Raw genomic sequence first — 22,053 nt, forward strand, 5'->3', positions numbered from 1 at the left:
ATTCAAGTATCTGGTAATCAAAAAATACACCAATTATTCTCTCTGCGTGTCTTTCCCTCCTCTTAACGAGGAGGGGGCAGAGGGTGAGGTTCTTTTTTTAAACAACTAAAAAGATGTTCAGACAATTGCTAAATAAAGTTCAAGGAGCGGATGTTCCTATGATTACTTCTCTTCTGATATTTTTTGTGTTTTTTTTAATGGTCGGAGTATATCTGTTCATTATTGATAAAAAACACCTTCAATATATGAGTCACTTACCCCTAGAGGAAAACAATTAAGCGATGAAAAAGATATATATATTCTCATTTTTATTAGGCTCGCATCAAATCTTTGCAGCCGATACTCCCCAAAAAGAGTACTTTTTCGGTGGTATCAAAACTGGCGAAGACCTCCTCATGGTCTCGTTATTGGGCATTTTAATCATTGTTTGTATCATTATTTGTTTCCTTGCCTACGGATTACAGCAAAAAGTGAATGCTTTTTTGAAGCCTACTCTGCAAATTGATGAGGCTTATGAGCAAGCCATGCAAAATCGTACTTTCTGGCAAAAATTAGCCAGTTTGAAGCCTTTGTCAATGGAAAAAGACTTGGAAATGGAGCATAAGTATGATGACATTGCCGAGTTGGACAACCCTACTCCTCCATGGTTTATGTACCTTTTCTATGCTACTATCATATTCGGAGTTGTCTATTTAATAGGTTTCCATATCATTGGTAATGGTAAAATTATGGTCACTGAATATACAGAGGAGGTAACGATTGCCGAGAAAGCTCGCGAAGAATACATGAAGAAATTTGCCAATGCTGTTAATGAAGACAATGTAAAAGCTTTGGGAGACGCTAAAGCTTTGGCAAGTGGGGCCAAAATTTATACACAAAACTGTGTGGCTTGTCACGGAGAAAAAGGTGAAGGGAAAGTTGGACCAAACCTTACTGACGAATTTTGGCTACATGGTGGCTCTGCAAAAAATATATTTCATACCATTACCGAAGGTGTACCCGAAAAAGGGATGATTTCATGGAAAAAGTCACTAAACCCTATTCAAGTACAGGAGGTGCTTAGTTATATCGTTTCATTGAAAGGTACTAATCCACCGAATCCGAAAGAACCTCAGGGAGAAAAATATGACCCATCTGAAGCTTCGGTAGATTCAACAGCTAACAAAACCATAAGTGTTCATTAAAGTAAAATTGATACAATCCCCTAAGCGTAAAACACACTTAGGGGATTTGCTTTCTAACATTAAACAGATAAAATCGTGATACGATTATTATCTACAACAAATATGAAACAGGCAAAAATTGATACAAGCAATTACCGCGACCACCTCTCGAATGTTACAGAAACTGGTAAGCGTATCTGGATTTATCCTCGTATTGTCATCGGAAATTTTTATAAACTTCGAACCTACTTTTCATGGTTATTATTAGGCCTGCTTTTCGGTCTTCCTCTTATTGAAGTAGATGGTCACCCTGTGTTTATGTTTAATGTTATTGAAAGAAAGTTCATCTTTTGGGGAGTAACTTTTTTTCCACAAGATTTCCATTTAGTAGCCATTGGTTTACTTACTTTTATTGTATTCGTCATTCTCTTTACGGTTATTTTTGGTAGAATTTGGTGCGGGTGGGCTTGTCCGCAAACTATTTTTATGGAAATGCTCTTCAGAAAAGTGGAGGTATTAATAGAGGGCGACCATAATGCCCAAAGAAGATTGGATGCCGAAACTTGGACGACCGAAAAAATCTGGAAAAAGACCCTTAAACACAGTATTTTTGTATTGCTTTCTTTCTTGATTGCCAATACTTTTTTGGCCTATATTATTGGTAAAAGAGCGTTATTGACAATCATCCTTGATAATCCACTCGACCACCTCGCAGGGCTTTTCGCTATCATTATTTTTACGGCTGTTTTTTATTTTGTATTTGCTCGTTTTCGCGAATTGGTTTGTATTGTAGTTTGCCCGTATGGACGCTTACAGGGTGTTATGCTTGATAAAAAATCAATTGTTGTTGCGTATGATTTCATCAGGGGTGAACCTCGTGGAAAAAAACAAACTGTTGAAGAAAAAAAGGTAGCTCCTGTAGCACATGGTTCTTGTATAGATTGTAAAATATGCGTACAAGTTTGCCCAACAGGTATCGACATTCGCAATGGCACGCAATTAGAATGCATAGGTTGTACTGCTTGTATTGATGCCTGCGATGAGGTAATGGATAAAATCAGCGAACCGCGCGGATTGATTCGCTATGCTTCTCAGGAGGGTATCGAGCAAAAAACAAAACTAACATTCAATACTAGAATTGCTTCTTACTCTTTTATATTGGTGGCTTTGTTAAGCATTCTAGGTTATTTATTAATGACCAGAAACATTATTGAAACCACTATTCTAAGGGCACAAGGGCTTACTTATCAGGAAAATAAAAACGGGACGGTTTCAAATCTTTATAACGTACAGGTATTGAATAAAAGTTATAAAACTATGCCCGTACAATTTAGGATAAATCAACAGAATGCACAGATTAAAATGATTGGCAAAGCTTTGGTAGTTCAGCCAGGGGAATTAGCAGAATCATCGTTTTTCATAGAAATTCCGACCAAATCTCTCACTGATGGAAGTGTAAAAGTGGACATCGAAATAATTTCAGGGGGCAAAGTAATTGATCATGTAAAAACAAAATTCCTCGGTCCGATTCTTTAGGGGACTTTAGGATTTTTAGACTTTAGGACTTGAGGAAGTTAGACTTGAAGACTTTAGGATTATGGACTTTAGGACGCTAGACTTGAAGACTTTAGACACTAGACTTTTGGATTTAGGGATAGTTAAGATAGATAAAATTTAGGTATAAGAGTTTATAGCCACTATGTTCCAAACATAAAATGTCTAATACTTAAAATTTAGCATCTAAAATCCAGCGTCTAACATCTTCTAATCTAAAATCTAGCGTCTTGTGTCTTGTGTCTTCAAGTGTAACATCTTCAAGTCCTAAAGTCCACAATCCTCAAGTCTAGCATCCAAAAAATAACTCTTTTCATACAAAAGACTAACAAAACTCATATCTTTTTATTGTTTAATACCATAGCTTTGAATCATAAAAACAACCAATATGAACTGGGGAAAATCAATCATTTTATGTTTTATACTTTTTGCTAGCTTTATTGGCACAATGGCTTATAGAATGTCTACGGCCAAGGTAGATTTAGTAAATAAAGATTACTATAAAAACGAAATAAACTATCAAGAACAAATTAATAAAAGGAAGAATTCATCCAATTTCAATGCTGCCAATATCATGACTTATTCATCTGATAATCAAACATTAAGGATTGCATTTCCAACAAATGTAAATAATGGAGCTATCACTTTCTTCAGACCTTCTGACAAACGTTTAGACTTTACAGTACCTGTTAAAAAAGAACCTATTTTCAATTATTCCACCGAAAAGTTAGAAAAAGGCAAATGGAAAGTACAGGCTACTTGGACAGACGGAATCAGAGAATATTACCTAGAAGATGAATTTGTTGTTCGTTGAGTAAAACTAAAGATTATACTTTAACCATTTTTTATAGATACGGACTTACAATCCGTTCAAGTTTGAATTGATATAATGAATGTTCTTTTTTCCATAGCTTTTATGACGGGTCTGGCTGGCAGTTTTCATTGTGTTGGTATGTGCGGTTCTATTGCCCTAGCCTTACCCGTCGGAAAGCTTTCTTATATTCAAGCTACCCTTTCACGAATATTTTATAACCTTGGGCGAACGCTTACTTATGGGATACTAGGCTATATTTTTGGATATTTCGGAGGACAAATTTTTGTAGCAGGCTTTCAGCAACAATTATCTATTTCAATTGGTTTGTTGATGCTCATTTTTATGATTCCCAACAAATCAATTTCGTTCTATCCTTTTCAAAAAATACCTTCTTTGATAAAAAGAAGTTTCGGGTCGTTAATAAATACTCATTCACTAATTAATTTCGCATTTTTAGGAATGCTAAATGGACTTTTGCCATGTGGGACTGTATACCTAGCATTGGCTGGTGCTACAGTTACCACATCGCCCATTGAAGGGGCTATGTATATGGCTTTTTTTGGTTTGGGAACTTCCCCACTAATGTTTTCAGTTAGTATTCTACCTAAGTTTTTAAGTTTAACTGCCCGAAAAAAAATTAATAAATATTTACCCGTATATTCGTTTGTATTAGCCTCTTTTTTTATTGTTCGAGGACTGAATCTAGGCATTCCTTATATTAGTCCAAAATTTGAGAAAGTACCCCTTAGCCAAGGAATTACAGATTGTCACGGAAAAATAAATAATTAACAAAAAATATTCATACTTATCTGCTTTCGTGCTCGTTAATATTATACAAGGCTTCGCTAAATCAAGCCTGATTTAAACAAATACAGTCATGAAAAAAATACTTGTTCCAACCGACTTTTCAAACCTTTCCCTACTTGCATTAGATGCAGCGGTTGAGATTGCACAACAATCAAAAGCGGAAATTTTACTTTTCCATGCCCAGCCTTTACATTATATGGTAAGTGCTGATCCATTTCCAGTAACAATGTTGCCAAATTTAGATTTGGATTTATATAAATATGAGGTAGAAGATGCAACTAAGAAATTACACGAAATTGCAGACGCACCTATTTACGATGGCGTAACTATTACTCCTATTTTAGCAGATAGTTACTTACCCATTGAAGATGCCATTACTCAACAATCGGATGTAGATTTAATTGTGATGGGTTCGACGGGCGCTGATGGCTGGAAAGATTTATTAAGTCATTCAAATGCTGAATCTGTTATCAGAAATTCGCATTGCCCAGTGTTAATCGTAAAGCAGACTGAGAAGAAATTCAAGATGAAACGCATTATGGTAGCGGTAGACTTTGAGACTAAAATTACAGCCAGTTTTATTCATAAACTACAAGCTACTAAAGCTAAATTAACGTTTGTGTTCATTAACACGCCAGATGGTTTTGAAGATAGTCATACTACTACCGAAAAGATGTTTAAACTCGGTGAAGAGTTAGGTATTAAAGAAATCGATTTCTTGATTTACAACTACTATAATATTGCCAAAGGAATTGTAGCTTGTGCCAAAGATATGAAAACTGACATGGTTGTATTAACAACTAACGGCAGAAAAGGCTTGAGCTTATTATTTGCTGGTAGTATTACAGAAGATGTGGTTAATCATTCAGATATTCCTGTATTAGCACTGGTTTAAATCAAATCCTATTGACGGCTAGCAAAGCGACTTTTTCAGGTGAAAGAGTCGCTTTTTTTGTTTTAATATCATTATAGCCACCTATCAACACCGCCATGATGTGAGCAGGTCATCATTTTCTTTCTTTATTGACTCTCCCATATTTTTATACACGAAAGCTTTATCAAGAAAAGCTTACATAGCCTTCATTTAAACAGATTTCTTTATGAAAGTCAATAATCCATTACCTTTGTATATGGATTATTTTAAAAAACTACTCAACTTACTAAAAACTGAGCGAGACGAAAGCCTAAATCAGTATATCCAACTTACCGAAAAATCATCCGTGAGCGAACGTAGAGCAAACGGACTAACGTGGTATCCGATTGCTATAAGAGGTTCTGAAATTGGCCGTGGAGACTATTTAACGGTTGAAATTGAACGTACTACTCATCATGACCTTTCTCATCAATTCAGGTTTGGCATGCCTGCGGTGCTTTTTAGTAATCATGATCCTCAAGCAGATAGAATCGAAGGTACAATTACCCATCAAAATGGCAATCGTTTAAAAATTACCCTCAAAACAGACGAACTACCCGACTGGAGTAGAGATGGCAAACTAGGCATTGATGTCTTGTTTGATGACAATAGTTTCGATGAAATGCAGGCTGCTCTTAAGCAAGCCGCTGCCCTCAGCGAACAAGCTAATACAAATTTGGTAAAAGTACTTATCGGAGAGAAAACGCCTACTTTTCAAACAGACATTAAAACAGTTTCTGTTCCTAGTTTGAATACTTGGCAAAATGAGGCTGTCAATAAAATATTAGCTGCCAACGAACTAGCCATTATTCACGGTCCTCCGGGTACTGGTAAAACCACTACGCTGATTCAAGCGATTAAAGCCCTTATCCAACGAGATAATCAAAAAATTCTAGTAGTAGCACCAAGCAATACCGCTGTAGATTTACTCAGCGAAAAATTGCATGAAGAAGGGCTAAATGTATTGCGTGTTGGAAATCCGGCCAAAGTAAATGAAAAGCAATTGGCCCTTACGCTTGATAGCAAAATGGCTGACCATACGATGCTTCGTGATGCTAAAAAACTTAAAAAACAGGCTCAGGAATACAAAAACATGGCACATAAGTACAAGCGTAGTTTCGGCAAATCTGAACGAGACCAACGCAAGCTACTTTTTGATGAAGCTCATAAAATCATGAAGGAAGTCGGGAATACCGAACAGTACATCATTGATGATATCGTAGGCAAAGCACAAATTATTACAGCTACTTTGGTGGGGGCTACTCATTACACAGTTAGAAATCTAAAATTCGATACCGTAATTATTGATGAAGCTGGGCAAGCCCTTGAACCTGCCTGTTGGATTCCGATACTGAAAGCACAGAAAGTAGTATTGGCGGGCGACCACTGTCAGTTACCGCCTACTATCAAATCAAATGAGGCGGCAAAAGATGGACTAAACAATACCTTATTAGAAAAATGTATTGCTTTACATCCCGAAGCAGTTACTTTATTGGCCGAGCAATATCGTATGAATGAGCAGATTATGGGCTATTCTTCTAAAGTATTTTATCACAACAAACTAAGGGCTCATGCTTCGGTGGCTAAACGTACCCTCAAAAGTGATAATACTCCTTTACTATTCATTGATACTGCGGGCTGTGGTTTTGAAGAAAAAATAGAAGGTACAAGTTCTACTAATCCTGAAGAAGCGATGCTGTTGATAAAACATCTTAGCCTTTTTAGTGATGAATTGGCATTGGAATACAAACCCGAAGATTTCCCGACTGTTGCAGTTATTTCGCCTTACAAACAGCAAATCAAGTTATTAAATGAGCAATTGCTCCATACGCCTGCGTTGCAAATATTTACGGATAAAATATCCGTGAATACCATTGATAGTTTCCAAGGACAAGAGCGTGATATTGTTTACATCAGCATGACGAGAAGCAACACCGAAGGAGCCATTGGCTTTTTATCAGACATTCGCAGGATGAATGTAGCGATGACCCGTGCTAGGAAAAAACTGGTAATCATTGGTGATAGTGCTACATTGGCTCAGTTTCCTTTTTATTCAGATTTTATAGAATACACTGAAAGCCTAAATGCCTACCAAAGTGCTTGGGAGTTTATTAATTAATTTCACTGTATTCAATCAATAATTCAACTAACAAATATCATAGTTTAGGGGTAAACAAGGGTGTAATTTTGACATAACAAAAACGGATAATCAGTAATTATTTAGCTGTTTTTCAATGCTTTAAATGAATCGATAGCAATGTCAAAATTATCACTCAATTAAACCTAAATCCATGAAGACTTTTTTTTATAGCATCAAAGAATTCGAGAAACAATATCTTTTAAATGCGAATCAAAATACACATGAAGTTAGTTTAACTAGTCAGAATTTAGCAGTTGAAACCGCCATTTTATCTGCTGGCTATGAGGCAATTTCAGTGTTCACTAATGATGATGCCTCGGCGGAAGTCTTAGAACTTCTTCGAGAGAATGGTGTTAAATATATTGCTACACGGTCAGTAGGAACAGATCATATCGACCTTGTAGCAGCAAAACAAATGGATATTAAAGTTGGCAATGTTCCTGCCTACTCGCCTTATTCCATCGCAGAACATACTATCGGTATGATGCTGGCATTGAATAGAAAATTGATTTTAGCAAATGCCAATGCCCATCAATATCAGTTTGATTTAGCTCCGTTAATTGGCTTCGATATGCATGGCAAAACGGTAGGTATCATTGGTTTAGGAGAAATCGGTTCGATTGTCGCAAAGATTCTACATGGTTTTGGTTGTAATGTATTAGTTTATGATCTTATTCAAGATTCAAAAAAGGCTGAAACATTACATTTTACGTATGTTTCTTTAGACACACTTTATGCAGAGGCTGATATTATCACTTTGCATGTGCCTTTTACAGCACAGACTAAGTACTTGATTAACCTAGAAAGTATTAATAAAATGAAAAACGGAGTAATGTTGATTAATACAAGTAGAGGTGGAATTGTTAATACCAAAGATATTCTTAATGCCTTAATATCTGGCAAAATTGGATATTTAGGCTTAGATGTTTACGAAAATGAAAGAGGTATATTTTTTAAAAACCATCAACCTCAAGAGAAAAAAGATCAGCTTTTATTGACATTAATGCAATTAGAGAATGTACTGATTACAGGACATCAGGCATTTTTAACGAATGAAGCTTTAACCAATATTGCTGACAAAACCATCGAAAATTTAAGCGATTGGGAAAGTGAATATTACAAAGAGTGTAATTCAAAAATAGGTAAAGTTGCACATTTAGAAGAATTATTACATTAGTTTTAGGGTGGATACATGAAAAAGGCTTCCGAATTCGGAAGCCTTTTTGTTTATAGCTTACTTTTTATTTACTTACATAAAAACGATGGTAAGCTAAAGGTAGAGTTCAATTCCGCAGCATTATCAATCCACAAATCGTTCTGATAATACCAGATACCACCAAGGTTAAACATAAAATTATACTTTTCTCCTCTGACTAATAAAGTTGATTGAGCTACCAATTTATTATCAGCCGTTGCCTTTAATGTACCTATACTTGTATATCCTTTTCCATCTTTTAAGTCTGCCGCCGCTTGCACGTCTCCAATCTTGAATGGATAACCATTATCACACTTAGGGGTAATCGTTATTTTAACATAGTTGATAGGACTTATTAAAGCAACATCAACATTTGTCACAGCATTTACATTGGTACAACTTACATTCAAAGATTTAGTAAATAATACTTTACCTGTAATACTTGTAGTAGTAATAGTTAAGTTAGACGACGTTGGAGTATTACCACCTATTTGACCTTGTACAAAAAGTTTACAATTCAAGGTTATCCCTAAGCCATGCGATTCATTAAATAAAATTCTTCCGCTGTTATCTATTACAGTCGTTTTAACGGTCTCTCCTGTATACAAAGGATCACTCAAAACATTCAGCTTAAGGTTTGAACACTCTGATAATAAGTCACCACAATAAAATTCTGTTAAATGGTTTACCGAAGCCACAAATTCAAAAACACTTCCATTTTTCTTAACAATTGCTGTTCCTTCGTATTTAAGTGTTTTGGCATCTGCATCATAACTCGCAAAGTTTAAAGCATCTCCTTCTTTAATATCTTGTCCAGCAGAATTTTTGGTACCTACCCCAAACTGGAATTTGATTTCAATTGGTGATGAAAACGTTTTTACCTTCTGACTATTTTCATTAGAAATCACAGCACTTACTGCCGATATAGGATTAATACTAAAGTTTGGAATGACATTATCGTTTTTATCCACAACTTTCATCCCAGTTTGTTGCTTATTAACAATTACACTAGCCTTTTGTGGATCTATTTGTACGAGTACAACATTCAGCTTACCTCCTACCGGAACGCCCGCTCCATCTTTCAAGGTTACTCCAGCGCCAACGGTCAATGTAGCTGAATGACTACTACCTGCTAATGCTGGTGTAGAAATCTGGATAGCTTTCGTAGTTTTCCCTGTATTATCAGCATCCTCTTCTTTTTGAATTACCGTTGTACCTGTTGGTGGCGTAGCAATTTTAGTAAGCTTAACAATTACCTTCTGATCAGTATTACTAGTAATTTCTACAGGAGTTATCTCTTTTAAATACCCATCTATGGCTGTTACAATCGTAAATTTAACTGGTGCCGTAGTGCTGGCTGTAGTTCCGGGTTTTAATGCCAGAATCATGATACCATTCTTAGGTTTAAACACCTTTTTATTAAAGCTATCTACAATTTTTGCAGAGTCACTTCCTGCAATATGTACATCTATGGTGCTTGGTAATTCCCCTAAGTTATCATTCGCCTGCGCATATTGAACGATAATACTAGTGCTTACTACAGCGTCAGGAAATTTGAATTTTACACCTTCTAAAGGTGGAGTACAGGAATAGCTTATAGCTATGCAAGCAAAAAGAAGTAGTGCGTAAGTAATATATTTTTTCATTGTGTGATGTCATTTGAGTTAAGTACTGTACTGTTATCTTTATAGTTTAATTCTAACAGTAAAAGATAATTTAGGAATAAATGCGTAGTTCTTCACGTTATTCTGAATACTCAAGATGTTGGCATCAGTAATCAATGTTTCAACCACACCAGAACGGTCTAGCGCTAATTTGGGCGAACCAGAATAATAAGCACCCATCTCAAAACCAAAACCTACTCTACTTTTAGGAATTGCTCGTCCAAAACCTATTCCTAAATAAGGACGAATTTTATTGCCTGTAACTTTCAAATTTGCTTTTCCAAAATCCTGTGCATCTATTTCAAAATCTGATGCAAATTTAAACTTTCCTGTTTTGACAGTTGGTTCTGCCATCACCTCTGAATCTCCAGTACCATAAGCTAAACCTCCTACCAACTTAAATGATTTTCTCTTGAACGGATGAAAATCAATAAGTGCATCTATTTGAAGCGATTTAACTTTCGGAGAAATATCAAGGTCAGAAGCACCATCTCCAAGTGATACAGTGATAGGAGGTGTTACAAACATGCTTACATCCAAGTAGTTAAAGCCAACTCTAAGGTTTACAGAATTGTCTCGTTTAAGTGCCTGAGCAAATTCAGCACCAAATCCCATTGTTCCGAACTGAATACCTATAGCGTTTTTTCCATAAACATGTTCCGCTAAAATCGGTGGCGTCTGAGACGGGGATGATTGAGCAATTACATGGGTTGTTATGCCAAATGTCAGCAAAAAGTAGAAGAGCTTTTTCATTAGTTTAAAATATACGATTTAGTTATAATGTTTAATTTAATTAGAATAATAAGGATTTGAAAACCATAAGTTTCTGTGATGTGCTAGACTTACAAAAAACCAAAAATATAATTTTATTTTTATTATTTTGTTTTTTTTTAATAAAAAGAAATACATATCCGACAATACTAAAATTGTCAGTTTATTTCATCTGCCTGATTTTTTTATAGAATGATGATTTAGTGGAAGAATTCAAAAATACAACTTTATCCTTATTTTTTTGAATTTTATAAAAAACCCTGGATTTATTTCACTCGAAAGGGTTGTCTTGCATGAATAGTTTCTAAATGTACGCTATTAATATGAATAAATAATACACATTAAGAAAAACATCCTTGATGAGGCTTTATGGATTGCCTATTAAAAACAAATAGGAGCTTACCAATAAGAAGTAAGCTCCTAGTAAAATTTAATTGAAATCAGCATTTATTTATAGTACTTTGCTGAGAAATTGATACAGTTGATGCTTAGAGAAATTGAAGTCTTTTTCAAGCATCTCGAATGCCGATCTTTGGCGTTCATGAATTAGCTCCATTTGTTCGTCAAACAGAAAACGCCTATTTTGTGCATAATCTACAAAAGCCCTTTCCTGAGTTTTGATACCAATTAGTAAATTTTCACTTACTTCACTAATATGCCTAAATCGTTCATAGAGCATACCTACTTCTTTCACTAATTCCTCCTCAGTATTTTTACTTTTAACCTCTTCTAAAAGCGTTTGGAAGTACTTCACTTCATCAGCAAAAAAAGCCAATGATTCTATCCATTTATTGTTTTCATGGTGACATACTTCAAATTTCATAACTATTTGGGATTAAAGGATTTTTGATAAACACTTATAAAAATCATTTTTGGTATGAATAAACTCTTTCTCAAAAACTTGATAACGTTCGCGAAGTGTATAATGCTGGTCATAAATCTCTTCTCCTAATAAAAATTCTCTCCCCAGTGCATCGTCTTCAAACCCCCATTGCTCCTGATTGATTAAGTGTACTAATTCATCAGACTCTTTATGTAAGTTTTGCCATCTTGTTTCAAAAACAAAAACTTGATTTAATACTTCTAATAAAGTATTTTTTGATTTGACTTCGTCAATCAGTGTATAAAAGTACGTTAATTCTTCCCGATAAAAGGCTAAATTCTGTAACCATTTGATATTTTCTTTATGATAAACACCATATTTAAACACCTGAGTATCATAAACGTTTTTTGCTATCTCATTCATATTTCAACAATTTGATAATTAAATATTTATAACATAAATTTCTTTAACTTTTAGGGTTTTAACTATCATTAGAATCATATTGGGAACTGACATATATCAAGTTTCTTGCGTATATAGCTGTCTAATTTGTACCTTTATCATATATTAATTTCTTTCATTATGGACTTCCCTATCAATAGCCTACTTTTAAAATCAATTCTGGAAGATACGCCTACTTTTATGGGTATCTACAATATCGCTACTAATCGGTATGTTTTCATTAATAAAGTAGGTTTAAACATGTTTGAAGTTAGCGATATAGAGGAGTTTGCCACAAAATATCCAGAAGGCTTTAGAAAAGACAAACTGAATTTAGAGAATCGCAACGAAATATATGAGCATGTAAAAACCAAGCAAACTAGGATTGAAGAGGCACTCTTTGAGACTTCAAGCAAGCTTCAATTCTGGGGAACACTTCAAATTTCAATATTTGAAAGCGAAGGGCATGAGTATTATTTGGTCAGAATCAATGATACTACCTATCAAAAAAACGCTGAACAACAACTAGAGGACGACAACAACCGTTTTCAAGCATTATTTATGCACGCTGCTATCGGGCTAGTCATGGTTGACCGTGAAGGAAAAATTATTTTATCAAACCGTTTTGCCAATGTAATATTTGGCTATGAAACGGGGGAATTAGAAGGACAATTACTAGAAGTATTGATTCCCCATAATATTAGAGAGAAGCATCGGGAAACATACGAAAACTATACACACAAGCCACAGTCAAGACCCATGGGTATTGGGCTTGACTTAAAAGCTCGTAAGAAAGATGGTACACTTTTCCCCGTAGAGATTAGTTTAAGTCATTTTAAATCTGGTGGCAAACCTTATTATATTTCTTTTATTAATGATGCGACGTTCAAGAAGAAAGCCGAGACCGATTTATTAATAAAAACTACTGAAATACAAAAACTGAATAATAGTCTTGAAAAAGAAGTAGTAAACCGCACGAACGCTTTGGTTGAAACGTTAAAGAACTTAGAACAATCTAAAAAAGAGCTTGAAGTTGCCCTTAACAAAGAAAAAGAATTGGGCGAGCTAAAATCAAGATTTGTATCGATGGCGTCACATGAATTTAGAACACCTCTTACAGCCATCCTTTCGGCGGCTTCATTAATTGAGAAATATGTTAAAACGGAAGAACAAGACAAAAGACAACGCCACACACAGCGAATTATGAATGCTGTGGGTAATTTGACTGATATATTAGAAGAATTCCTTTCTGTAGGCAAACTAGAAGAAGGAAAAGTATATGCTAAATTAGCTAATTTTGAATTGCCAGCTCTAGTAGAAGAAAGTATCAGCGACTTGAAGAGTATACTCAAGAAAAACCAGCGGATAGATTATCAGCATATTGGTGATACTATTGTGTGTTTGGATAAATCGTTGTTCAGGAAAATTATTATTAATTTAGGCTCTAATGCCGTGAAATTTTCAAATGAAAATTCAACGATAAGTATATCTACTGAAAAGCTTGAAAAAATGCTCGTCCTTAAAGTATCCGATCAAGGCATTGGTATTTCCGAGGAAGATCAAAAACATTTATTCGACCGCTTCTTTAGAGGTGCCAACGTAACAAATATCCAAGGAACTGGTTTGGGTTTACACATCGTAGCACGATATACGGAGTTGCTTGGTGGACAAGTATTTGTAGAAAGTAAACTTAATCGCGGAACAACTTTTAGTATTAAGTTTGATTTGTAATTTTAAACCACACATTGAAGCTGTTTAAACTTTCCATTTCTGAGGTGAAAGTATTGTATTTTTGAATTGATTTTTTCAAAATTTACGAAGCATAGCATCGCTACGTTGAGAAAATTTTGGAACAAGCTATTCTAAAAGACTTCGTTTAATCCGAAAGGGAAAGCTTAAACAGCTTCATTATTAAAAAATTCTTAACTATCAAAACATATGAAAACAATCCTACTTATCGAAGATAGTGATGACATCAGAGAAACCACTGCAGAGATATTAGAACTTGCTAGTTATAATGTTCATACAGCTGAAAATGGAAAAGCTGGGGTTGAGCTTGCCCAGAAAGTGAAACCAGATTTAGTAATTTGCGATATCATGATGCCTATTTTAGATGGGTATGGCGTATTGCACATTTTCACTCAAAATCCAGACCTGCAAAATATTCCCTTTATTTTTTTAACTGCCAAAGCTGAACGCTCGGACCATCGAAAAGGCATGGAAATGGGTGCTGACGATTATCTAACAAAACCTTTTCAGGAAATCGAGCTTTTGAATGCTGTAGAAAGCAGGTTAAAGAAAATAGACAACCTTACGAAGTCTTTTAAAAATACAGCATCAGAAATAGAAGAGCTTTATCAGCAAGCACGTGAATATGTTGATATTAATTCTCTTTCTAAAGACAGAAAAATATCGAATATTAAAAAGAAGCAAATCATCTATACAGAAGGCGATGAGCCTATTAAGTTTTACTTTTTAAAGTCAGGCAAAATAAAGACATATCAGTCTAATCGTGATGGCAAAGAGTTTGTTACGGGCTTATACAATTCAGGTGATTTTTTCGGTCATATCGCCATCATAGAAAGTAGTGAATACCAAGAATCAGCAGAGGCCCTTGAAGATTGTGAAATTATCGGTATCCCTAAAAATGATTTCTTAGAATTAATCACCAGAAACCAGTCTGTCGCTAATAAATTCATTAAAATGTTGGCTAATGATATCCATGAGAAAGAAAAGCACTTAACTCAAATGGCATATAATTCTTTGCGAAAGCGTACTGCTGATGCATTAGTCATGTTGTCTAGAAAATATAAAACTGAAAAACAAGATAAATTTTCAATCCGAATTTCCAGAGACGACCTAGCTTCGGTAGTGGGTACTGCTACAGAATCGCTTATCAGAACACTGAGCGACTTTAAATCTGATAAACTGATTGAAGTAAATGGTAGTGAAATTACCATTCTTGAAGAATACAAGTTAGCTAACCTTAGGGGATAAGCATCAGTCTTTTTCAAAAAAATAAGACATTCCCTCTTCATCAATATCGTCATAAGTGAACATTTCTTTATGGCGATTTTTTATGTAATACCTAATCAAGATAAAATCGCCCAAGCAACCATACGTGTGCAATATTAAAGTTGTAATAATCAACACCTTGTAGCTAGGAATAAAGACCAAGGCTATTATCAATCCCAAAGAAATTACGAGGAAAGGCATTACAGCCACGATGGCGTTTTCTTTAAGACTCATCACAAACTTTTGGGCATAAGCATACACCATCAGGCTTTTGGGGGTCCAGCCGAATCCTACTTTTTCAGCGCCCAATATTTTAAATACTAATCCATGAATCCCTTCGTGAATTGGTAACAAAATAAATATTAACACGGGGAATGCTGCTGCTATTTGCCAAACATCAACTTTGGCTTGCCCGATCTGCTTCCCAATAACATATCCGAAAGCACCGCCTGCTATAAATAATAATACCACAAAAAAGATTTTTTGAGCAAGAGGTTTTTTTGTTTGATTCGAGCTATTAGGGTTGACTCCTAACTCTCTCATCAAAAACTTCATCATCTCTTCAATCCTAAAGGATTCAATCAGTGAAAAATTATTAGGATTATGCAGTTCGTCGATACTTGGCTTTTTCATGTCAAAAAAAATGTTCATTAATTACAGCTTTTATTTTGTAACTAATGAACATCTGATATGTTTATAAACTTAACAATTCTTTAAATCGAATGGCTTGACGTCTAGAGATTTCGATTTTATCACCGCTTTCTCGTAACGTCACTTGCAAACCTCCCGAGAACCAAGGCTCAATTTTCTGAATGTATTTTAGATTGATAATGTGTTTACGGTTGGCTCTGAAAAAGGTCTTTGGGTCTAATCTATCCTCCAAGGCATTTAATGATTTTAAAACCAATGGCTTTTGGTCATCAAAATACAACCTTACATAATTCCCCATCGACTCGAACAAGCGCACATTTCCTAAACGAACAAACCAACATTTTTCACCATCTTTTACAAATACTTGGTCGTTTTCTGTTAATACGATTGTATTATCTTTTACTGTTTCTGTAAGTTGCTTTTGGCGGTCAAATTCCTCCTCTACTTTCTGAATAGCCTCGCTAAGTCTGTGTAATTCTATTGGTTTTAGTAGATAATCTAGGGCATTAAATTCAAAGGCTTTAATAGCATATTCGTCGTAGGCCGTCGTAAAAATCACTTCTGGTACATTTCCTTCAAGGTCGCTTAATAAATCAAAGCCCGTTTTGCCTGGCATTTGAATATCCAGAAATAATAAATCTGGGTGTAACTCATCGATAAGCACTACCGCTTCATCAGCATTAGCAGCTTCGCCAACGATATTAATTTTAGGAAAATTCTCTAGCAAGCGTTTTAATTCGTTTCTTGCCAAACGTTCGTCATCAACAATAATAGCCTTCATATTTAATTTTATGGTTTCTGATTAGCGGTATCATCCTTTATAACTAATCATACATTAGATTGTCACTTTGGGTTTTACAATATTGGTTATTTTTGAAAACGGTGTATCTTTTTCTGGTTCTACTGAGGGTATCGGTATCGTAATCTCGGCTGTTACTACCTCTTTGGAAGCCTGATATATTCTAAATTTAGACTCTGGTCCAAACAATAATTCTAATCTATGGGCAGTGTTTTCTAGTCCAAAACCTCCTGATTCTGTCGTTTCTAAAATACCCGTATTACTAATAATAATCAATAGATTCTTTCCTACCAATTTTGCTTCCAAGCTTACGAATCCACCTTTTACAGGCTTTGATACACCGTGCTTGATGGCATTTTCTACCAGCGTTTGTAGTAACATTGGTGGAACTTGCACATGCATGGTATCTGGATAAACATTCTTCCTGATTTGCAGCCGTTCTTCATATCTTATTTTCTCTAAGGCTAAGTAATCGTCAACAGTTCTTAGTTCTTCCGACAGCGAAACTGTTTTCCTTCTATCTGCCAATAAAGAACTTCTCAGGATATTGGATAATTGCGTGACCGCTTTCTGTGCTTTGTCGGGTTCTTCCAGAATCAACGCACGAATACTATTCAAGGCATTGAACATAAAATGCGGATTCATCTGTGCCCTTAATACTTTCGATTCTGTTTCTTTTACCGATGATTCTAATCGTATTTTATCTACTTCCACTTCCGACTTCCGTTCAAAGTAGTGTGAAGCGTAATAAAACAACGTCCAAATCATTAATGGCTTTGCCCAGCTAAATATGAATTGCATGACAAAAAAGAACGACCATAGGTTTCGACCTTCTTCTTCACGCAATAGATAAGAATCTAAAGGAATGTTTACAAATGCCATAAAAAACGACATAAACCCTACCGCTATCAATATGCGTGGGATTACTCTATCTATTGGCAATTCTACCCATCCGTATTTTTTTATTACTTTCCTGAAATTATGTGTAATTATAATGGCTACAACAACATTTAATAATGCTGCCACGAACCAATCTAAAGACCAACCGAAATCATTCGAATAAATCAAGGCCTCGTTGGCCAACCAAGCTGACCAGCCGAATACTTGTAGAATCCAATATAACTTAGCTCTAGACATATTAATCTATTCAAATACACTTCAAATAAAAGCGTATAAATTTATTTACTACCGTTTCTTCTATCTTTTTTTATAACAAATTAAGGCAATGTAATAAAAAGCAATGGAATTATTCAGTAAACGGAAGGTGGGGATGATAAACGGATAAAAGAAGAAATGAAGATTTAAGGGAAATATGTGTTGGAGTATTTTAACGCCATATTTCCCTGAATGATTTTATTCAACGATTAGGTCGTCTAGATGTGAAAGGTCATTTTCTAATTCTACAGAAAACTTACCTTGTTCATAATCATAAGTAAGTTTGTATAAACAAAGGTTAGCATGTTCAAACGAATCCATTTCATGTAGTTCGCGTTCAAGCAACAATGTCAGGATTATCCTAATAGCCCTGCCATGCATGGCTACCAAAATAGTTTCTTCGTCTGATCGCGATATAATCAAATCTATCACGGGCTTCTGGCGAGTTAGTACATCTTGTGGGCTTTCTCCCCCTTCTGAAGGCAAATCTACCTTTCCATTAATCCAACCGTCTATTAATATTTTATAATATTCGTTATCAATATCATTAGGCACTTTTCCTTCTCGTACTCCCCAGCTTATTTCGTTGAGTCCTTCGTGTTGTTCCCATGGTAGCCCTTTTTCAAGGAATTTTTTTACCGATTGGTGGGTTCTCTTTAAAGCAGAAGTATACACTTTATCGAAAAGAATGTGTTGATACTTTTGATAGAAAGCTTCAGCCTGGGCTTGTCCTAATTCATTCAAATCAGAATCTACACCACTGCCTTGAACTATTCCCTGACGGTTGAAGTCTGTTTCTCCATGACGGATTAAATAAATGGTTTTAACTTTTGGAGTTTTTGATTGGTCGTTAGACATTGATTTGAAGGATTATATTTATGGCAATCTTAATAAAGTATTTCACGCCTTTTTTCAAATTTTATAAAGTTAATCAATAAAAAAATAATTTACTTTGACTAATTTCCCGCAAAAATACAGTTTTTGAACATAATTCATACCATCTGACATGATAAAAACATCCTATACACTCGAACAACTTAATGAAAGAAGTGCAGGTAATATGGTTGGCTACTTAGGAATCGTATTTACCGAAATTACAGCTACTTATATTTGTGCTAAAATGCCTGTTGATGAAAGAACCAAACAGCCTATGGGATTATTACACGGTGGGGCTTCGGTAGTATTAGCAGAATCATTAGGAAGTATTGCTTCATGGATGGTTTTAGAAGACCATACTAAGTTTGCTGCAGTAGGAGTTGAAATCAATGCGAATCATTTAAAGTCTGCACGTGAGGGTTATGTTTATGCAAAATGTTCTCCTTTGAAAATCGGAAGAACAATGCACGTTTGGGATATAAAAATAACCGATGAAAAAGGAGATTTAGTATGTGCTAGCAGACTGACAACCGCCATTATTGAAAAACGTTTATAGTTGAAGCATATCAATAAAATACAAATTACTAATAATCAACATCTTATAAAATATCAGGAAAATTTTAAGTTTTCTGAAACCTCATTACTATACAAGATGTTATTTTTACATCAATAATACATCACTAAAAACTTCAGGATATGACCCCGACTTCGGAATTTCATATTTTACAACAAACAAATAAATTAGCAAAACTCTGGCAAACAGCTTTTTCAGAAGGTTTTCCTATGGCATTATGGCAATTGCCACAATCTACCGAGAAACAACTCATCATTGATCTTTCTGGGAGTACTCAGCGAAAAAAAACAGACTTAGATGAATTACCTGCGGGCTTTGTCATGAGTCCTTTTCAGGGTGAATCATTATTCCTTAGAGGTGACTTATACTATCGTTTTGATACTAATAATCACGAGATAGAAGATGACATCAAAGGCAAAACACTAGAAGCCGCAATCTTTGAAAAAAAATACTTACATTATTCAGACGAAGACGCGATAGCACCTTCGTCTGCAAAAGAAGAAGAGATAAGCCCTAAGCATTCATTAGACAGTAGCTTAGAAAAATGGAACGGTGGCTTATATAATGAAATGATTTTTGCAGAAATGGTTTCCAAAGCTATTATAGCCATTGAAAATGGTGAAATGCAAAAAGTAGTTTTATCAAGAACTAAAAACGTTACCTTGCCCGAAAGTTTTGAAATTATTGATGCTTTCCAGAAATTGTGCAAAGCTTATCCAAATGCCTTTATTTCTTTAGTCTATTTACCAGAGTTTGAAGCCATTTGGTTGGGTGCTACTCCTGAAACCTTAGTAAGTGTAGATGGACAAGGGATTTTCAAAACCATGTCTTTAGCAGGTACTCAATCTGCCATTGGTGATAACGGTGAGATGCTTTCACCCATCAGCATTCGTTGGTCACATAAAGAAATTGAAGAACAAGCCTTCGTAAGCAGGTATGTGATTGAATGTTTCAAGAAAATTCGATTGAGAGAATATTGTGAGAGCGGTCCTAAAACGGTACAGGCTGGGAATTTGATGCACTTACGAACCGACTTTAAAGTTGATACGAAAGCGCTAAATTTTCCACAATTAGGCACTGTCATGCTTGAATTACTTCATCCTACTTCGGCTGTTTGCGGAATGCCCAAAGAGCCCGCCTTGCGTTTGATTGCTGAAACAGAACTCCACCATCGCGAATTTTATAGTGGTTTTCTAGGCCCTGTAAATATCAAAGACGAAAGTCATCTGTTTGTCAACCTTAGAACAGTAAAAATTCAAGGAAATCACGCTACTTTTTTTGCAGGCTGTGGCATCACCGCAGATTCTAACCCTGTGAAAGAATGGTACGAAACAGAAATGAAAAGCCAGACTTTAATGAATGTAATCTTATAGATGACCTAGTGTTTCATCGTAAAAGATTCTGATTTCTTTTCGATATCTCCTATAATCATCAACTTAACAATATCAATTCTAGCATCTGTCATTTCAATGATTTGAAAGTTGAATGGGTGCAGGATGATCGTTTCATTAATTTCGGGAATATCCTCGTTAATGCTAATAATCATTCCGCCTAGGGTATCATAATCCCCTTCTGGAAGATTCCAGTCATATTTGTCGTTCAAATAGTCAATCTCTAATCTTGCCGAAAGCAAATAGGTTTTCTCTTCAATTCGTTTTTCGGTAAGGTTTTCATTATCATCGTATTCGTCCTCAATTTCACCGAAAATCTGTTCCATTACGTCTTCCATACTTACTAAACCAGCAGTACTTCCAAATTCATCCACTACTAAAGCTAACGATTTATGTTCTTTAGAAAAACGGAATAATAAATCTTTGGCAGGCATAGCCTCTGGCACAATAGGAATAGGCGTAAGAATGCCCTGAATTTCTTTGGGTTTTTTAAACAAAGCCAAAGAATGGCAATATCCCAATACATCCTCCATCGTTTCTTTGTAGATAAGTACTCTTGAATGCCCACTTTCTACAAATACTTTTTTCAATTCCTCAATACCCCCTTCGATATCCACTCCTACAATATCCGTTCTTGGAATCATGCAGTCTCGGACACGTACTTGTTTGAATTCAAGGGCATTATTAAAAATCTTTGTATCAACCTCCGCTTCTTCTTCTGTTGATATTTTTCGATTAAGGTTTTGTAAGTAATTATTCAAGTCAGTCAAACCAAAAGCTGGTCTTTCTTCTGAATATTCCAATCGTAATACATTGTTAATAAACCATTTAGACAACCCTACAATTGCCCAAACTAATGGATACATCAACGTATAAATAATCAGAATTGGGATGGCTAGTACTTCTAAAAATCCATCAGGATTTAATAAAAAAATACTTTTGGGCGTAAACTCAGAAGTAGCTAAAATGATGATAGTACCGATAAAAGACGCTATTAATCCAGCCGCTATTCCCGAAATGGGCAAATAGGCTTCTATTTCATGATGTAAATATCCTTCCATAAAAATACCATAGGCCACCAAGGAAAGCGTATTTCCAATAAGCATAGTACCGATAAATTTTGAAGGATTTTTAAGATAATTTGAGATAATCTGACCCGTGATTACTCCTTGTTTGGCTTGGAGTTCAAAGTACAGTTTATTGGCAGATACGAAGGCCATTTCTACCCCTGAAAAAAATGCCGAGGCTATAATGGCGATAATTATACTTAGTGCTTGTTGGGAGTCCATATTTTGGGTTAGGAGCTT

The 22,053-nt window shown here is 35.3% G+C and carries 20 protein-coding genes; 11 read left to right on the forward strand and 9 right to left on the reverse strand.

Going from position 1 to position 22,053, the window contains the following annotated elements; translation table 11 throughout:
- Positions 1–281 precede the first annotated feature (281 nt).
- The 7 genes from VB264_RS01295 (at position 282) to VB264_RS01325 (ending at position 8,568) form a co-directional block, all read left to right on the forward strand.
- The gene (locus VB264_RS01295) at positions 282–1,184 is read left to right on the forward strand and encodes a cbb3-type cytochrome c oxidase N-terminal domain-containing protein (protein WP_323246196.1); all 903 of its coding nucleotides are present in this window, start codon (positions 282–284) and stop codon (positions 1,182–1,184) included.
- A 102-nt stretch (positions 1,185–1,286) separates the two neighbouring features.
- Positions 1,287–2,699, forward strand: a complete 1,413-nt coding sequence (gene ccoG, locus VB264_RS01300; protein WP_323246197.1) for a cytochrome c oxidase accessory protein CcoG — start codon at positions 1,287–1,289, stop codon at positions 2,697–2,699.
- 406 nt (positions 2,700–3,105) lie between these two features.
- Positions 3,106–3,531 carry a FixH family protein gene (locus VB264_RS01305; protein WP_323246198.1) on the forward strand — a complete coding sequence of 142 codons (426 nt, stop codon included), beginning with the start codon at positions 3,106–3,108 and terminating at the stop codon, positions 3,529–3,531.
- 75 nt (positions 3,532–3,606) lie between these two features.
- Positions 3,607–4,320, forward strand: a complete 714-nt coding sequence (locus VB264_RS01310) for a sulfite exporter TauE/SafE family protein (protein ID WP_323246199.1) — start codon at positions 3,607–3,609, stop codon at positions 4,318–4,320.
- Between the two features lie 88 nt (positions 4,321–4,408).
- Positions 4,409–5,233: a universal stress protein gene (locus tag VB264_RS01315; RefSeq protein ID WP_309913626.1), complete on the forward strand. Its 825-nt coding sequence runs from the start codon at positions 4,409–4,411 to the stop codon at positions 5,231–5,233.
- Between the two features lie 235 nt (positions 5,234–5,468).
- Positions 5,469–7,370: an AAA domain-containing protein gene (locus tag VB264_RS01320; RefSeq protein ID WP_323246338.1), complete on the forward strand. Its 1,902-nt coding sequence runs from the start codon at positions 5,469–5,471 to the stop codon at positions 7,368–7,370.
- A gap of 172 nt (positions 7,371–7,542) precedes the next feature.
- Positions 7,543–8,568: a 2-hydroxyacid dehydrogenase gene (locus tag VB264_RS01325; RefSeq protein ID WP_323246200.1), complete on the forward strand. Its 1,026-nt coding sequence runs from the start codon at positions 7,543–7,545 to the stop codon at positions 8,566–8,568.
- A 68-nt stretch (positions 8,569–8,636) separates the two neighbouring features.
- Here VB264_RS01325 and VB264_RS01330 read toward each other — a convergent pair whose 3' ends face one another.
- From VB264_RS01330 to VB264_RS01345, 4 genes are all read right to left on the reverse strand, one after another.
- Complete coding sequence (locus VB264_RS01330; protein ID WP_323246201.1) at positions 8,637–10,232, reverse strand: hypothetical protein; 1,596 nt, start codon at positions 10,230–10,232, stop codon at positions 8,637–8,639.
- 39 nt (positions 10,233–10,271) lie between these two features.
- Entirely contained in the window at positions 10,272–11,003 is a 732-nt protein-coding gene (locus VB264_RS01335; protein WP_323246202.1) for a hypothetical protein, read from the reverse strand.
- A gap of 469 nt (positions 11,004–11,472) precedes the next feature.
- Positions 11,473–11,844, reverse strand: coding sequence for a hypothetical protein (locus VB264_RS01340; protein ID WP_323246203.1), 372 nt, complete (start codon positions 11,842–11,844; stop codon positions 11,473–11,475).
- Positions 11,845–11,856: 12 nt separating this feature from the next.
- Positions 11,857–12,267: a hypothetical protein gene (locus VB264_RS01345; RefSeq protein ID WP_323246204.1), complete on the reverse strand. Its 411-nt coding sequence runs from the start codon at positions 12,265–12,267 to the stop codon at positions 11,857–11,859.
- Positions 12,268–12,426: 159 nt separating this feature from the next.
- Here VB264_RS01345 and VB264_RS01350 point away from each other — a divergent pair, with 159 nt between their 5' ends.
- Both VB264_RS01350 and VB264_RS01355 read left to right on the forward strand, forming a co-directional pair.
- Positions 12,427–14,016 carry a sensor histidine kinase gene (locus tag VB264_RS01350; protein WP_323246205.1) on the forward strand — a complete coding sequence of 530 codons (1,590 nt, stop codon included), beginning with the start codon at positions 12,427–12,429 and terminating at the stop codon, positions 14,014–14,016.
- Between the two features lie 207 nt (positions 14,017–14,223).
- Positions 14,224–15,282 (forward strand): response regulator, encoded by a 1,059-nt coding sequence (locus VB264_RS01355; RefSeq protein WP_323246206.1) that lies wholly within the window; start codon positions 14,224–14,226, stop codon positions 15,280–15,282.
- 3 nt (positions 15,283–15,285) lie between these two features.
- Here VB264_RS01355 and VB264_RS01360 read toward each other — a convergent pair whose 3' ends face one another.
- The 4 genes from VB264_RS01360 to VB264_RS01375 all read right to left on the reverse strand — a co-directional run bounded on the left by VB264_RS01360 (position 15,286) and on the right by VB264_RS01375 (position 18,763).
- Positions 15,286–15,951: a DUF3267 domain-containing protein gene (locus tag VB264_RS01360; protein WP_323246207.1), complete on the reverse strand. Its 666-nt coding sequence runs from the start codon at positions 15,949–15,951 to the stop codon at positions 15,286–15,288.
- 43 nt (positions 15,952–15,994) lie between these two features.
- The gene (locus tag VB264_RS01365; protein ID WP_323246208.1) at positions 15,995–16,732 is read right to left on the reverse strand and encodes a LytR/AlgR family response regulator transcription factor; all 738 of its coding nucleotides are present in this window, start codon (positions 16,730–16,732) and stop codon (positions 15,995–15,997) included.
- A 54-nt stretch (positions 16,733–16,786) separates the two neighbouring features.
- Complete coding sequence (locus VB264_RS01370) at positions 16,787–17,887, reverse strand: sensor histidine kinase (protein ID WP_309913595.1); 1,101 nt, start codon at positions 17,885–17,887, stop codon at positions 16,787–16,789.
- Positions 17,888–18,103: 216 nt separating this feature from the next.
- Positions 18,104–18,763, reverse strand: coding sequence for a histidine phosphatase family protein (locus VB264_RS01375; protein ID WP_323246209.1), 660 nt, complete (start codon positions 18,761–18,763; stop codon positions 18,104–18,106).
- Positions 18,764–18,911: 148 nt separating this feature from the next.
- Here VB264_RS01375 and VB264_RS01380 point away from each other — a divergent pair, with 148 nt between their 5' ends.
- Together VB264_RS01380 and VB264_RS01385 are read left to right on the forward strand one after the other, a co-directional pair.
- Entirely contained in the window at positions 18,912–19,337 is a 426-nt protein-coding gene (locus tag VB264_RS01380; protein WP_323246210.1) for a hotdog fold thioesterase, read from the forward strand.
- Between the two features lie 140 nt (positions 19,338–19,477).
- On the forward strand, positions 19,478–20,728 hold the full coding sequence (locus tag VB264_RS01385; protein WP_323246211.1) for a chorismate-binding protein: 1,251 nt from the start codon (positions 19,478–19,480) through the stop codon (positions 20,726–20,728).
- Between the two features lie 5 nt (positions 20,729–20,733).
- On the opposite strand, the gene VB264_RS01390 is transcribed toward VB264_RS01385, so the two are convergent.
- Positions 20,734–22,035, reverse strand: a complete 1,302-nt coding sequence (locus tag VB264_RS01390) for a hemolysin family protein (RefSeq protein WP_323246212.1) — start codon at positions 22,033–22,035, stop codon at positions 20,734–20,736.
- Positions 22,036–22,053: the final 18 nt, after the last annotated feature.

It is taken from the genome of Arcicella aquatica (assembly GCF_034928825.1).
In the GTDB taxonomy this organism is placed as follows: Bacteria; Bacteroidota; Bacteroidia; order Cytophagales; family Spirosomataceae; genus Arcicella; species Arcicella aquatica.